Origin of the sequence: Brasilonema sennae CENA114 (genome assembly GCF_006968745.1) — a bacterium.
Classification (GTDB): Bacteria; Cyanobacteriota; Cyanobacteriia; order Cyanobacteriales; family Nostocaceae; genus Brasilonema; species Brasilonema sennae.
The window spans coordinates 6,367,913-6,381,934 of sequence record NZ_CP030118.1 but is presented as its reverse complement, the minus strand read 5'-3'; the positions used below and the strand labels follow the sequence as shown (position 1 = coordinate 6,381,934).

Below are 14,022 nucleotides of genomic sequence, written 5' to 3'. Positions count from 1 at the left end.
ACAGTGCTGAGCAATGAGTTGGTGAGCTAGTGCGCCGTTAGGGAGCACAGTGCCGGGATGAGCTGCGCTGGCTCACGCCACATGCCTCAACGCGGGGAACCCGCGCACGGTGAGACAGCGCTGCAGGAGGGTCTCCCGACCTAGGCGACTGCGTTCGCGTAGCGTCTCCGCAGGAGATACCCGAAGGGCAGTGGCTCCCGTTGTCGCACCTGGCGTACACCTTTGGTGTGCGTTTTGCGCATACCCTATGGGTGAGGTGATGAGTTTTCAAGAGGGACAAAGGGACAACGAGATTAGTCATTGCTACATAGAACTTCTCCATAGTTGTACCAAACAACTACTTGGTCTACTTCAGTGCTTTTGCCAAAGCAGATAGATATAAAAGTACTATATTTTACATTTAGAAAATAAACCTACGTAGAATCACTTCATCATTTTCAACGAGTGATTTGGTGTTAATTGGTTTATTTTTCGCCATTTTGACTAACTCTCGCTCATTCTAGCAAGTTCAATTTGCTACTTCTTCAAGCTCTTGACTCTTGACTCCTGACTTTTTACTCAGCAATGCCAGTCGCCTGCCTTCGGTTACCCTCCTGGAGTTTACGCTCTTTGGCACACTCTCCTGGAGACTGTCCTTTGGAGGAGATAGCAACTCCAGTCATTGTACCCGTAGCCTCAATAGCACTCAGCACTCAGCAATTTTTAGGCTGATGGGACACGTTGCTCGTTAATGTAGTCCACAGCCTGTTGTACAGTTGTAATTTTTTCGGCGGCTTCATCAGGAATTTCGATGTCAAACTCTTCTTCCAAAGCCATAACCAGTTCAACCGTATCAAGGGAGTCAGCTCCTAAATCGTTGGCGAAACTAGCTTGTGGTGTTACTTGTTCGTCTTTAACACTCAGTTGCTCAACAACAATTTTTTTTACCTTATCAAATGTTTCCGCTTGGCTCATAGATACAATTCCTCAACCAGTTGCTAAAATCCGCTGTTTATGGTGGATATATTTTTGGGCATATTCATCTTATCGGAAAGCGCGAGCACCCGTACACTGTTAAGGGATTTTCTTTGCTGAAAATCGTTCGACCGCTTCCTCAAAATAAACAAGTAATGATAAAACAGTTATTGACGAACTTTGATACTATGCTAACCCATACATTGAAATACGCATACTTTCCAGGTTGTGTTGCCCAAGGAGCTTGCCGGGAGCTTCACCAATCAACTGTTGCCCTAACCCAAGCCCTAGACATTGAACTCATAGAACTCAAAAAAGCTGCTTGCTGTGGTTCTGGCACGTTTAAAGAAGATTCCCAAATGTTGGAAGATACGGTAAATGCACGCAACATTGCTTTAGCAGAACAGTTAAATCTACCACTGCTAACTCATTGCAGTACTTGTCAGGGTGTTATTGGTCATGTTGATGAACACCTTAAACAATGCCAAAAAACAAATCCAGCATACCTTGAACAAGTGAACGGCTTGCTGCAAAAAGAAGGGTGTTCGCCCTATCGAGGAACAACAGAGGTCAAACATTTGCTTTATGCTTTAGTAACCGACTACGGTTTAGAAGAAATTCAAAAACGTGTCAATCGTAAGTTAACTGGATTAAAGTGTGCAGCTTTTTATGGCTGTTATCTCCTGCGTGCGCAAAAATCCATGCCTTATGATGATCCCTTCCAACCAAAGGCGATGGAAAATGTCTTTCGTACGGTAGGAGCAGAACCTATTTATTACAAAGGTCGTACGCAATGTTGCGGTTGGCCTCTTTCTAGTTATGCCACGGCTCAATCTTTTAAAATGGCTGGAATGCATATTCAAGAAGCCATAGAAGCTGGTGCAGATTGTATTGTGACACCTTGTCCTCTTTGTCACCTGAATTTGGATTCTCGTCAAAAAGAGGTGGAAAAAGTTATTGGACGGGAACTCGATTTACCAATACTGCATTTACCCCAGCTGATTGCTTTAGCTGTTGGTGTCAGTCCTAAGGAACTTGGTTTAGATCGGCATATTGTTTCCACCAAACCAGTTTTGGAAAAATTAGGATTTATTTAAAAAACTTTTAACATGGTTAGGGTAAGCAACTCTTGGGTAGCTTTTCCCCTACCATACGTTGTCTAGTCTTAGATCGCTTTGTCAAGATTCCTTTGAGCGATTATTGTGTATTCTCCGTCTTGAGTTCTGTGTTGTTCTCAATCATTGATTTTGGTGCTTGCTCAATTGGTGTTATTGTCACTGCTGGAGTCGGTGTGGCTTCGACTTGTGATGTGGGTGTTGGAGTTGGAATTGGTGTAAAAGTCGGAGTAGGGGTAGGTTCTACGGTTGGTTGATTTTTTTCAACATTGGGTGTCACCGACGGTGTGACACTTGGGGTAGGGGTGGCTTGTAGTGTGGGTGTTGGTACTGTAGTTACGTCTGGAGTTGGTTTTGTGAATGTAGGTGCATCTGATGTCGCGGGTGCTGTTGTTGGTTTTGTGAATGTGGGTGTATCTGATTTTGTGGGTGCTGTTGTTGGCTTTATTTTTGACTTCTGGCGTTTAGGAACTATTGGCTGTTCGTCTTGTAGATCTGGTGTGAGTGGTGGACTGACTTTGATTGTTCGTGGAGGAAGAGGTGACGGCGCAGTAATAATTGTGGATGGAGGTTCGACAATTGGTAGCGGTGTGGCGGTTACTGTGGGTTCCTGTTTGGGAACAGGTGAGGGTTTAACAGTTGTTGTGGGTTTAGAAGTGGATTTTGGGGGTTGTGAGGGTGTGACACGATACCAATGAAAGAAAGCGAACAATCCTCCTGCTGCTAAAATTCCAGTTGTGATGATTTTTGTTGAAGAAAGCAAAACTTTTTTAGAGGCAGTTTTGTTGGAGTGAATATTATTATCTGGTAATACTATATTCATTCTCGTCACCAGGTGCGGAGCTGGGGGTGGCTGCAATTTGGTATCTTCTTCTCCAACTATTTGATCGGCAATATTTGTACCGATATTTTTTTGCTGACTGGCATGAGTTTGTGAAGATGAAGACTGGTTGAGCAATTTAAGATTGTGGCGAGTTGCTGCAACTCCCATGTCATCATCAAGAGATTCTCGTAATTGTATTGCTTTGGTTAGGTAATTGTAAGCTGTGCTGTTTTCTTCCAAACAAAGAGCACGAGTTCCTAGTTGATGCAATATCCACGCTTGCACAGATCTATCTTTTTCGGCTTGAGATGCTTGTAGTCCCCTTTGGAGTACTTGTTCCCACAAACCCCATTGCTTAGTTAAAGCGAGTGTACCTTCCACTACTTTTACCAAGCGTAAGATATCTTGCCAACGACTATTTCTGACTGCAACTTCCAAGATTTGTGCGATCGCATCAATTTCTGCTAATAAGATATTGGGTTGCTGTTGGTGGCGTTCAGTCCAATTTACAAAGTAGGCGATCGCATTTTCCAAAGATGCTGTCAACTTCGATTCTAGCGGTAAAATCTCTACTATAGTTTTAGTGACTTTATATCGAGATCCATCAAGCTGCACAAGATGATGCTTACGTAGTTTTTCGAGTTTATCAGAAGCATCTGAAATTTGTGTAATTTCAGTAATTTTTTGATTGTCAAGCCCAACACCACCCATAATAGTTAACAACTCCAGAATTGTTTTTTCTGATGTTGATAACGATGCTATTATTTGTTGAAGTAGATAGTTGCTTGAAGCAGAGGTAGGCAATTGACTAACTACTTCCAAAAGCGAACGCCTTTGTTGGTGTATACTCGCCATCACTATCCGCAGGCGCATTGGCTGCCCATCTAAAATCTTATATAGCGATTTTGCTTTCTCTTGTTCTTCTATATTCAAAGGACGTTGCAATTCCCTTTGCATCAAAACCAGAGCATCATTCATGGGAAGTCCAGAAAGCTTCATTGAGCGCCCCTTTTTCTTGATGCGACTCGTTGATGAAGCAACCAGGAAGGTGCAGTTGGGTACTAAATTTATCAACTCTTGCAATTCGTCTTGAATAAGTGGATCATCATCTAAGACGACAAGAGCCTGTTTTGTGTGAAGTTGTTGATAAATTTGCTGAGGAGTTGGTTTATAAGGAATGTTGCTTTCATAAAAAGCATCCCATATGAACTGAAGTAAATCTCCTACATTTGGATGGACAGGAGATAAGCTAATGACACCAGCAGCGAAAAGTGATTTGACTTGAGGATTATGCTCTAAGTGACGTAATAAAACTGTTTTCCCAAAACCAGATGGACTGTAAAATTCTACTGATTGCCCAGCTTGAAAGGTAGCAATAGCTTCTTTGACTAATTCTTGTCGATCCAGAAAATTATCTGAGGGTTTACCCTGAGCGAAGTCGAAGGGTTGGTGAAGTATCAATGGGGTGGAATGCAAGCGCAAAGTCGGTTTTTCTTCCTCAGTTGCTATATTTACACTAGCACCGTGAGGTGAATTCATCTTTATGACCCAATCTCCAACTACCAGTTGATCATTCACTTTTTCCAAGACGTTTGTTATTATAGTATTTTCAGTCATAGTTTTTTGTTGAGCCAGATTTAGATTACTGTTTTTCTACTAATCGCAATGTAGCTATCATTAATCATATGTATATTACATAGATTTTTTAATCATTCCAGAAAAACGAAGTATAAATATTTATTTTAAGATTGTGTTCTTTCCATAACTTAATTAATATAAAACTCATATTTTATTTTTGCTAAGCTAGGTACACTTTCTGTTAAGCGTTAAGCGTTTCCTTCCTCCACGAGTCAATTCATCAAATCAAACCGAACTCCTATACATAAAGCGAAGCGTAGAGTATTTAGCTAAAAATTCGTTGACGCGATAGTGATAAAACTTAAGGCTATGTTAAGAAAGCTTGCAAAAACGAGCTATAGAAAAAAGGGTTTCAAAACTAAACTTCAATATTATAGATATTCCCCATGAAATGCATATATCCGGACACTTTTCATGGGGATTCGTTATTTAATATCTGTTATGGTCCAATACAGTTCAGATAAGACTAAAACTGTTATCAAAACGTCAATGTAGAGACGTTGCATGCAACGTCTCTACACGTGTGCTTCGCTATCACCGACAATCCTTAACTGAACCGTATTGTGTTATGGTCAGTTAACCTAAGTTTTTTGAACCGAGAGATCAACGACTGTCCCAGAGTCAGAATCAGTTAGCACCTTATTGTCATCAGTGAACTTGAGTTTCACAACTTTGAATCTGGCTTGTTCTATTTTAGGTAGTGTTAAAGTCAAAATACCATTTTTGAACTCTGCTTTAACCTCCTCATTCTTGACTGGAACAGGTAGCGAAATAGTTCGTTGAAACTTTCCATACCGTAACTCAGATCTGAAGTAGCCACGTTCTGAATTGGTGCTTTCATAACGAGTTTCACCAGCAATGTAAATTGCTTGTCGTGTGACTTGAACTTCCAAATCTTTACCTTCCACACCAGGAAGTTCAGCACGTAAGGTCAAGTTTTCATTTGTATCTTTCAGTTCAACTGCTGGAGTCCAACTTGTTGTCATTTCGCGACTGTGACTGAAAAAGTCGTCAAAAATTTTATCCATTTGACGATTCAGGATTTCAATTTCTTGGAATGGTCGCCAACGTATTAGTGCCATACTGTAATTACCTCCTTTGTACCAGTGTTATTCCTGAACAAAAGGTTGACTCACGAATTTCCTACAAACACACAACCAAGATCTAAACGTTTGAGTTTAAAGTGAAGCTTTCTTGATTGCCTTTATTTTTATATTATATCAAGTTCGCCTAATTAGTTACGATAAAACGACCTCACCCCCAGCCCCTCTCCTTACTAAGGAGAGGGGTGCCCGATAGCGTAGCGTGCCGTTAGGCATAGGGCGGGGTGAGGTTCTTCGTTTTTTTATAAGTGTTCATCCGAACTTGATATTATAAAAAATTTCAAATCTAGGAGCGTACAGATTTCATTATGAGTTCATTTATAATACCAATACTATGTGAAGTTAGATTTTCTTAACCCACACGCTAAAGCTTGGGATCAACACAGGTAAATAAATGTAGACGCCGGAAACGGTGATCCCGACTGGAGAAATCCAATTTACAACAGGGGAACACGGTTTAGTGCTATTTGTTCACGTTTAGAAAAGCAAGGTTTATTGCCTGAGTTACGTAGCGATCAACCAATATGGCAAATATTTTATACTTAATCTAGTAAACTTGATCTCCGGAAACAAATAAAACCAGGGTGTAGATACTTGAATGGAGTTAACAGCTATAAATTATCATTTTGGTAGGGATGGGGTAGTCACTCATGGGTTTGTCTGGGTATGAGATAAAAAAAATAAGAAAAGCACTGAAATCTGCTTACCCTAGGCGAGACAAATTGATTGTCATGCTGCGTGAAGAAATTGATATAGATGAGTCAGAAGTTCCTCAAGATTCAGATTATGATAGTGTTCTGTTCGATTTGATAATAAATTTTGATAGTAAAGGCAGTATTAATAAATTAATTGATGGGGCGCGTAAGGGAAATCCTGGTAATTACTGCTTGCAGAAATTATCTACTACAATGAATGCTTTTAAAATACTCGCTCCTTTAAAGGGAAAATATATTGAACAAATGAAGCAGTCTTATCTTGCCTGTTGTCCTGAAGATTGGCATATAAATCAATATACTGAGATTGCTGATGATCTTGAACAAATTTTAGATAATCTTGAGGATATGCCTCAAGGAAGAAATTCTGACACTCGTACTGAACAGTTTGTGACTCGTTTCTTAAAAGACGCAACAAACAGGCTATCTTCTGAAGAATTAGATAAATTAAAGGAATTAGGCAAGCGGTACTTTAATATTTTTGATAAGTTGCCGACTCCGAAAGATGAAACACCAACAATCGAGCGAACACAGAATATACCAAATCACTTAATTGTTCACATATACCCAAGTAAACAACAGAAAGAGTATTATTTTGTTTCGGCGTCGTCCTTTGTTGGTGACAGGAAAACCGGGGACAGGGAAAACTTCTTTAGCTTATGCAGTGGCTAAAGAATTACAACTGGGAGAAGTGTTGCGTTGGAATATTACGACTCGCTCGACTTTACAGCAAGGACTTTATCGTTATGATGCCATTGGTAGGTTACAAGATGCTCAAATGAGTCAGGATAATAAAGATAATTTAGCGGAAATTGGCAAGTATATTCAATTGGGTTCCTTGGGAACGGCGTTACTTCCTTCAAAAAATCCCAAGGTGTTATTAATTGATGAAATGGATAAAAGCGATATTGATTTACCCAATGATTTATTAAACATCTTTGAGGAAGGGGAATTTGAAATTCCCGAGTTAGCACGGATAGCTGATAAAGTTTCAGAAATTGTTGTACAAACTTACGATAACCAAACAACAACCATCGTTAAAGGAAAGGTGCAGTGTCAGGCGTTTCCGTTTGTGATCCTCACGAGTAACGGCGAACGAGAATTTCCACCGGCTTTCTTGCGGCGCTGCTTGAGATTAGACTTACGGGAACCGACTCGTGAGGAGTTAGAAGCGATTGTCAAAGCGCATTTAGGCGATATTATTGGACAAGCAGACAAAGTTATTGAGAAGTTTGTCAACCGACGGGATAAGGGAGACTTGGCAACAGACCAATTACTCAATGCCATTTATATGTTAACCCGTACGGCTGATTTGCCTGATTCTCCGATGCTGGATTCTGGGGATGATCAAGAAAAAGAACAGAAAAAAGAAAAGTTTATCGAACGGTTGCTGCAATACTTGAGTAGTACAGAGGGGATATGATTTCGCGGGCGATTGCCATTCTACAACAAGCAGGCTTTGACCTAACCGCCCGCGAGTTAGCAGAAATTATCTGGTTGGCGGTTCATATAGAGGAGTCTGAACAATCACAGCAGCAACCACAACAACAATCCCAACAATTAAACCCACCCGAAACCCAAACTCAAGAAACTCCAGAGATAGCATCTTCACCTCAAGTCACAGAACCTGGTGCTGAAATTTCTCTTCCCTCTGCTGTGTTAAGTTCCGCAAAGTCTCCAGAAAGTCGGGAAGCAATTGGGATCAAAGTACCTGCGGCTGTAGCACTAAGAAATTCTCTAGCTTTAGGACGTGCGCTTCGCCCTTTAATGCGCAAAATTCCATCTCCTATAGAAAATATACTGGATGAGGAAGCAACCGTTTACCGCATTGCACAAGAAAAAATTTGGGTACCAGTTCTAAAACCTGCGCCAGAAAGATGGTTAGAGTTAGCGTTGGTGGTTGAACAAAGCAGTTCAACTGCTGTCTGGAAACAGACTATCACCGAACTCCAACGCCTCTTAAAACATCACGGTGCATTTCGAGATGTGCGAACTTGGGAATTAAAGGTTACAGAAACAAAAGCACAATTATTCCCTCAAAATAGTACAGGTGCTTATAGTTCAACTCCTTATAGTCCTGAAGTATTGATTGACTCCAAGGGACAGCGTTTAATTTTACTGGTGAGTGACTGTATTTCTCCTGCTTGGCGAAACAAGTTTATTCATCCACTGCTAGAGTTGTGGGGACGTAAGGGTTTAATGACTATTCTGCAATTACTCCCCGAACGGCTTTGGGAACGAACAGCTTTAGCTTCAGAAATTCCTGTTCAACTGCATTCCCTTAACCCTGGAGTTTTCAATTCTCAGCTGATTGTAGAAACTTGGGATGACGATATAACTGATGAAATTGAGAACACTCTCCAAGAAGACGCAAACAAAATCAAAAATCCTATCCCTGTTCCCATTGTGACTCTAGAACCTGAACCTTTACTATTATGGTCACGAGTCATCGCAGGTTTAGGGAATGTAAAAACAGCAGGGTTTAAATTTTCCTCTGAATTTTCCTCTGTAGATGGAGTTGAACACAGCGACACTCAACAATTTACAGAACACAAACAACTCAACCTGACTCCAGCAGCGTTAGTCAGTCGATTTCGCGCCACAGCTTCTCCCCTTGCTCGTCGGTTAGCTGGATTAATGGCAGCTGCACCTGTGAGTTTACCAGTCGTGCAACTGATTCAGCAAACTCTCCTCCCACAATCATCACAAATTCATGTGGCGGAGGTGTTTATGAGTGGACTGCTTAAACCTCTAACACCAATTCACCAAAATACAGACGCTGATTATATTGAGTATGAATTTGTTGAGGGGATAAGGGAATTACTGCTAGAGTCTGTCCCAGTGAGTAAAACAATTTCAGTTATTGATAACGTATCTGAGTTTGTCGCTAAACGACTCGGTTTATCAGTACGGGAATTTGAAGCGCGTTTACTTGTACCCGCGTCTGGGGGTGAAGATTCTGTGGAAACAAAGATTCGTCCCTTTGCACAGCTAAAGGCTCAAGTTTTACGACAATTGGGAGGGGAATATGCGCGTTTGGCTGACGAGATTGTAACCGTTCACTTTAAGCAGGGATTAGCGCTGTACAAGCAAGGCAAACTCGATGAAGCGATCACCTCTTACCAAAAACCGTTGCAAATCGACCCAAATAATCCAATCGCTCACAATCATTTGGGGATTGCGCTGAAAAATCAAGGCAAACTCGATGAAGCAATCGCCTCTTACCAAAGAGCGTTGCAAATCGACCCAAATTTAGCAAATGCTCACTATAACCTGGGGAATGCGCTGTACGATCAAGGCAAACTCGATGAAGCGATCGCCTCTTACCGTAAAGCCTTGCAAATCGATCCAAATTATGCAAATGCTCACCGTAACCTGGGGTTAGCGCTGAAAGATCAAGGCAAACTCGAAGAAGCGATCGCCTCTTACCAAAGAGCGTTGCAAATCTACCCAAATTATCCAGACGCTCACAATAACCTGGGGAATGCGCTGAAAAATCAAGGCAAACTCGATCAGGCGATCGCCTCTTACCGTAAAGCCTTGCAAATGGACCCAATTTATGCAGATGTTCACTTTGTCCTGGGGAATGCGCTGTCCGATCAAGGCAAACTCGATCAAGCGATCGCCTCTTACCAAAGAGCGTTGCAAATCTACCCAAATTATGCAGATGCTCACAATAACCTGGGGATTGCGCTGAAAAATCAAGCCAAACTCGATGAAGCGATCGCTTCTTACCGCCAAGCCTTGCAAATCGACCCAAATTATGCATATAGTCACAATAACCTGGGGAATGCGCTGTACGATCAAGGCAAACTCGATCAAGCGATCGCTTCTTACCGCCAAGCCTTGCAAATCGACCCAAATTATCCAGACGCTCACAATAACCTGGGGATTGCGCTGAGAAATCAAGGCAAACTCGATCAAGCGATCGCCTCTTACCAAAGAGCGTTGCAAATCGACCCAAATTATGCGAAAGCTCACTTTAACCAGGGGTTAGCGCTGTCCGATCAAGGCAAACTCGATCAAGCGATCGCCTCTTACCGCCAAGGGTTGCAAATCGACCCAAATGATGCAAAAGCTCACAATAACCTAGGGATTGCGCTGTCCGATCAAGGCAAACTCGATCAAGCGATCGCAGAACTGGAAATAGCTGTTCGCCTTGATCCTAGTAGTACGCTGTATCGTAAAAACTTAGAAAATTATAAGAATGAAAAGAAGGATTTTTAGAGGCGTTTATTTGGTGGGTAGAATATTCTCAGTTACTTAGTATTATTTTGTACTTTTGTCCTTTTCCTCTTTGCTCTTTTCTTTTTTCCCTCTTCAAGTGAAGCAAACTGGAATTTTTTCGCGAATAATTGCGTTGCATAACCCCACCCCGGTTTTGTCTGACGCCAAAACTGCCTCTCCCCTTAGCAAGGCTACAGTGTACACACAAGTTCTTGGATTTCCACTCGTTCGCGCAAAACCTCACCCTGCCCTATCGGGCATCCCTCTCCTTAGTAAGGAGAGGGAAAGATTTTAGCGCAGCTAAAAGCGAGGGTGAGGTGAAATCAACGCGGGATAAAAGAGATTGAGTAAATGTGTATTTCAGCAGCCACTAACCATGGGAGCATCCCAATTTTGCAAAAATACCTGGCGATTAGAAATCGCGGCTACACAAGCGAAGTCCGCCTGCGCGGACTAATTAGAGCCTGCGGAGGCAGGCTTTGTTTGTGTAGCCCCAGACTTCCAGTCTGTTAGCGAAGCGGCACGAAGTGCGGGCAATTTGCACATTTGGGATGCTCCCCTAACCATTACCATTATTAATCTGACGCTGTAACTGTTTCAGCGTTTGATACATCTCCGGTAAGCGAGCGAGAATAGCTGACACCTTCAAGTACTGTTTGTGCGGCAAAGATGGACTTCCAGAAACAATTTCACCTGGTGCGATATCATTATGAATTCCAGTTTTTGCAGATGCGATCGCCCTATCCCCAATCTTCACCTGATTGGCAATTCCCACCTGTCCAGCCAAGATAACACCATTGCCAACTTTCACACCTCCGGCTATACCAACTTGACCTGCTATAGCACATCTAGTACCAACTTGACAACCGTGACCTATTTGCACTAAATTGTCAATTATAGTATGGCGACCTATCCGTGTTTCTCCTACGGCTGGGCGGTCAATAGCGCTATTACAGCCGACTTCTACATGATCTTCTAAAACAGTGCAGCCGGATTGTTCCATTTTTACCCAACCAGTGGAACTGGGAACAAAGCCAAAGCCTTCTGAACCAATCACAGCACCACTGTGAATCGTACAATCTGCACCAATACGAGTCCGTTCGTGGATGGTGCAATTGGCGTGTAAGGTTGTGCGATCGCCTATCTTAGCATCTGGATAAATCACCACATTAGGATGAATGCACACATCATCGCCAATTTCTACTCCCTGCTGAATCACAACATGAGCACCGACATACACTTGTTGCCCAATTTTTGCTGTGGGGTGAATAACTGCAGTGGGATGAATTTCTGGAGTTGGACGCCAGGGTTTATAAAATAATGCGATCGCTTTGGCAAATAACAATCGTGGTTCTGGCGTTGCAATCCAAACAATACTCCGTTCTTGTGCTTGCGCCTGTAATGTTTCATCTGCAGGTAAAATTAAAGCACTAGCACTCGTCTTGCTAACCATAGAAGCAAATTTTGCTCCTTCGATGTAGCTGAGAGTACCCGTTGTCGCTTCATCAACTGGTGTAACCCCTGTAATTTCTGGGTCATTTTCTTTGTCGAAACAGAAGCTATTGCAGGAGCCGCTATCACCAAGTTTTTCTACAATTTTACTGAATTTCATGGTTATGTAAAATAATTGTTGCTTTTGATTAGGATTATGTTCTTTGCAGGTAGTGAACCTTCAGCCTGCCACTTTGTAAGATGCATACAGATAAACACAAATATATTATCTGTGTACATCTGCATGCATCTGCGCTTCAAAACACCCTACAACTATATTTACAGGTAGTATTAGCTTGACAAATTACCTTAGAAGAAAAGATTGATAAAGTTGCCAGAGTTATTGCTTCAACAATAAATAATACAGCTTACCATTGCCGCCTGTGACACCAGCGCGATCGCCAGCTAATTTGCCAGTTCCCATAAAATAATCAACTCGTCCTGGTCCTTTAATAGCGCTTCCTGTATCTTGATCAAGCACGTAGCGGCTTACAGTACGATACGCAAGCTGTCCACCTTCAGTGGGAAAAGGCACACTGGTGTTAATAAGCGCTAGTGCTCCTGGAGGCATAACAGATTTATCAGTTGCAATAGAACGTTCTGCTGTGACAGGGACGCGGATACTTCCTGTTGCAGGTGCACCACCAGTTTCCTGGAAGAAGACGAAGCGTTTCCAGCGCGGCAGATAAATATCCATCTGGTTTGGGTTCTGCTGAAAATACTGAGTCATAACTGGTAATGTTAAACCACTCAAGGGAAGTTTGCCATCTTTCGCCAGTTCTCGCCCGATGCTTGTCCACGGGTAATCTGTTGCACCTCCATAACCCACAGATGTTGTCGTACCATCAGTTAACGTGAGTTGGGCAGAACCTTGAATTTGAATCATGTACGCATCAAAGCGATTGGCAAACCAAAATAACTCCAAACCACGTAAGCGGCTTCTATCCCCGAGTAAAGCATCTTTTCCTTCTAAATCAACCCGTTTTGGATGTGGTTTCGCCCATCTCTCAAAGTCGTATGGTCGTCGATAAATGGGATACTGATAGACTGGTGTGCGTACGCGACTCGCGGTATATACAGGCTCGTAATAAGCAGTAAACCTCACGTTACCATTGTGATCATTTCCAGAAGACTGGTAAAAGACAAACTCCTGACGAATAGCAGCTTGCAGTTGTGCTGGTGAATCATAGCTAACAACCAGCTGGCGGAAACGCAGCAAACTACGTCGGACGCGATCAAGGGTAATCCCTCGAATCGGATAATTTCGATAAATTGTTGCAGCCTTATTAGTTGTTAAGTAAGACAAGCTGTTATCTATTGCTGCTAAGAGTGCCTTGCTATCGCCTGCTTTGCCATTTTCACCCCAAATTTGCTCATCCCAACCCAAGCAATTGTATGAAGAGCTACAGATTCTCGCCACATTTACAGGCGTTAATGCTGATATAAGGTGTCTAAATTGAGTGGGTTTGGGTACTGGCACTGGCACTGGCACTGGCACTGGCACTGGCAAAGTCTCAGGTTGGCTTGGGACTGGTATTGGTATCGGTGATAAGTCAGGAACCTGAGCAAAAACTGAGCAAAGTGGAATAAAAAGAGCAACTCCTAGACTCAAGAAAAATAAAGTAAGCGTTTTTCTCATGATTTAGGTAAATCTTTCCACACTAGAGCAAAAAATGGGTTTTACCCGAATAGCCACAATCCGAGACAGACGCACGATCATGTACTCAGGACTAAATATTTTTGATTGGTACCCGGATATTGTCATTAGAAGCAGACTTCGGCACAGGTTCGCCACCATACCACTTCTAAAATTTTTGAATTGTTGGAAAACGGGTTTTTTCACGGTGAGCATTTTCCAGTAGAAGGTATACGGTGTACGATTTGGTGTTTTGGGCATCACGTTAAATCATTTGGAACACATTTAATTGATTGTTAACCACGCAGCCCTCAAATGGGAA

General features: G+C 42.2%; 10 protein-coding genes and 1 pseudogene. 4 read left to right on the top strand and 7 right to left on the bottom strand.

Translation table 11 applies throughout. From position 1 onward, the window contains the following. Window positions 1–554: 554 nt before the first annotated feature. A complete protein-coding gene (locus tag DP114_RS26540) occupies window positions 555–692 on the bottom strand; it encodes a hypothetical protein (protein ID WP_169266363.1) in 138 nt (45 codons plus the stop codon). A 10-nt stretch (window positions 693–702) separates the two neighbouring features. Further along, complete coding sequence (acpP, locus tag DP114_RS26535; RefSeq protein ID WP_169266362.1) at window positions 703–954, bottom strand: acyl carrier protein; 252 nt, start codon at window positions 952–954, stop codon at window positions 703–705. Window positions 955–1,142: 188 nt separating this feature from the next. On the opposite strand from acpP, the gene DP114_RS26530 reads away from it, so the two are divergent. Continuing rightward, window positions 1,143–2,051, top strand: a complete 909-nt coding sequence (locus tag DP114_RS26530; RefSeq protein WP_171977543.1) for a CoB--CoM heterodisulfide reductase iron-sulfur subunit B family protein — start codon at window positions 1,143–1,145, stop codon at window positions 2,049–2,051. 100 nt (window positions 2,052–2,151) lie between these two features. Here the strand turns inward: DP114_RS26530 and DP114_RS26525 are convergent, their stop codons facing one another. Continuing rightward, the gene (locus DP114_RS26525) at window positions 2,152–4,509 is read right to left on the bottom strand and encodes an NACHT domain-containing protein (protein ID WP_171977542.1); all 2,358 of its coding nucleotides are present in this window, start codon (window positions 4,507–4,509) and stop codon (window positions 2,152–2,154) included. Between the two features lie 602 nt (window positions 4,510–5,111). Further along, the gene (locus tag DP114_RS26520) at window positions 5,112–5,612 is read right to left on the bottom strand and encodes an Hsp20/alpha crystallin family protein (protein ID WP_169266359.1); all 501 of its coding nucleotides are present in this window, start codon (window positions 5,610–5,612) and stop codon (window positions 5,112–5,114) included. Between the two features lie 671 nt (window positions 5,613–6,283). On the opposite strand from DP114_RS26520, the gene DP114_RS26515 reads away from it, so the two are divergent. The 3 genes from DP114_RS26515 to DP114_RS26505 are packed head-to-tail and all read left to right on the top strand — an operon-like array spanning window position 6,284 to window position 10,573. Then, the gene (locus DP114_RS26515) at window positions 6,284–7,018 is read left to right on the top strand and encodes an effector-associated domain EAD1-containing protein (RefSeq protein ID WP_171977541.1); all 735 of its coding nucleotides are present in this window, start codon (window positions 6,284–6,286) and stop codon (window positions 7,016–7,018) included. Then, window positions 6,942–7,769, top strand: coding sequence for an AAA family ATPase (locus DP114_RS26510; protein WP_246162799.1), 828 nt, complete (start codon window positions 6,942–6,944; stop codon window positions 7,767–7,769). The genes DP114_RS26515 and DP114_RS26510 overlap by 77 nt, the downstream gene beginning before the upstream one ends. Then, window positions 7,766–10,573, top strand: a complete 2,808-nt coding sequence (locus tag DP114_RS26505; protein ID WP_171977539.1) for an SAV_2336 N-terminal domain-related protein — start codon at window positions 7,766–7,768, stop codon at window positions 10,571–10,573. Before DP114_RS26510 ends, DP114_RS26505 begins: the two co-directional genes overlap by 4 nt. A 559-nt stretch (window positions 10,574–11,132) precedes the next feature. On the opposite strand, the gene lpxD is transcribed toward DP114_RS26505, so the two are convergent. The 3 genes and pseudogenes from lpxD to DP114_RS35390 form a co-directional block, all read right to left on the bottom strand. After that, on the bottom strand, window positions 11,133–12,185 hold the full coding sequence (lpxD, locus tag DP114_RS26500) for a UDP-3-O-(3-hydroxymyristoyl)glucosamine N-acyltransferase (protein WP_171977538.1): 1,053 nt from the start codon (window positions 12,183–12,185) through the stop codon (window positions 11,133–11,135). Window positions 12,186–12,404: 219 nt separating this feature from the next. Next, on the bottom strand, window positions 12,405–13,703 hold the full coding sequence (gene mltA, locus DP114_RS26495; protein ID WP_169268431.1) for a murein transglycosylase A: 1,299 nt from the start codon (window positions 13,701–13,703) through the stop codon (window positions 12,405–12,407). 3 nt (window positions 13,704–13,706) lie between these two features. Next, window positions 13,707–13,961, bottom strand: a pseudogene (locus DP114_RS35390) (hypothetical protein). Between the last annotated feature and the right edge of the window lie 61 nt (window positions 13,962–14,022).

What these genes read in the sequence shown, in the direction of transcription:
- DP114_RS26530 (WP_171977543.1), top strand. Translation starts at nt 1,143, where the DNA reads ATGCTAACCCATACATTGAAATACGCATACTTTCCAGGTTGTGTTGCC.
- acpP (WP_169266362.1), bottom strand. Translation starts at nt 954, where the DNA reads ATGAGCCAAGCGGAAACATTTGATAAGGTAAAAAAAATTGTTGTTGAG.
- mltA (WP_169268431.1), bottom strand. Translation starts at nt 13,703, where the DNA reads ATGAGAAAAACGCTTACTTTATTTTTCTTGAGTCTAGGAGTTGCTCTT.
- DP114_RS26520 (WP_169266359.1), bottom strand. Translation starts at nt 5,612, where the DNA reads ATGGCACTAATACGTTGGCGACCATTCCAAGAAATTGAAATCCTGAAT.
- DP114_RS26505 (WP_171977539.1), top strand. Translation starts at nt 7,766, where the DNA reads ATGATTTCGCGGGCGATTGCCATTCTACAACAAGCAGGCTTTGACCTA.
- lpxD (WP_171977538.1), bottom strand. Translation starts at nt 12,185, where the DNA reads ATGAAATTCAGTAAAATTGTAGAAAAACTTGGTGATAGCGGCTCCTGC.
- DP114_RS26525 (WP_171977542.1), bottom strand. Translation starts at nt 4,509, where the DNA reads ATGACTGAAAATACTATAATAACAAACGTCTTGGAAAAAGTGAATGAT.
- DP114_RS26515 (WP_171977541.1), top strand. Translation starts at nt 6,284, where the DNA reads ATGGGTTTGTCTGGGTATGAGATAAAAAAAATAAGAAAAGCACTGAAA.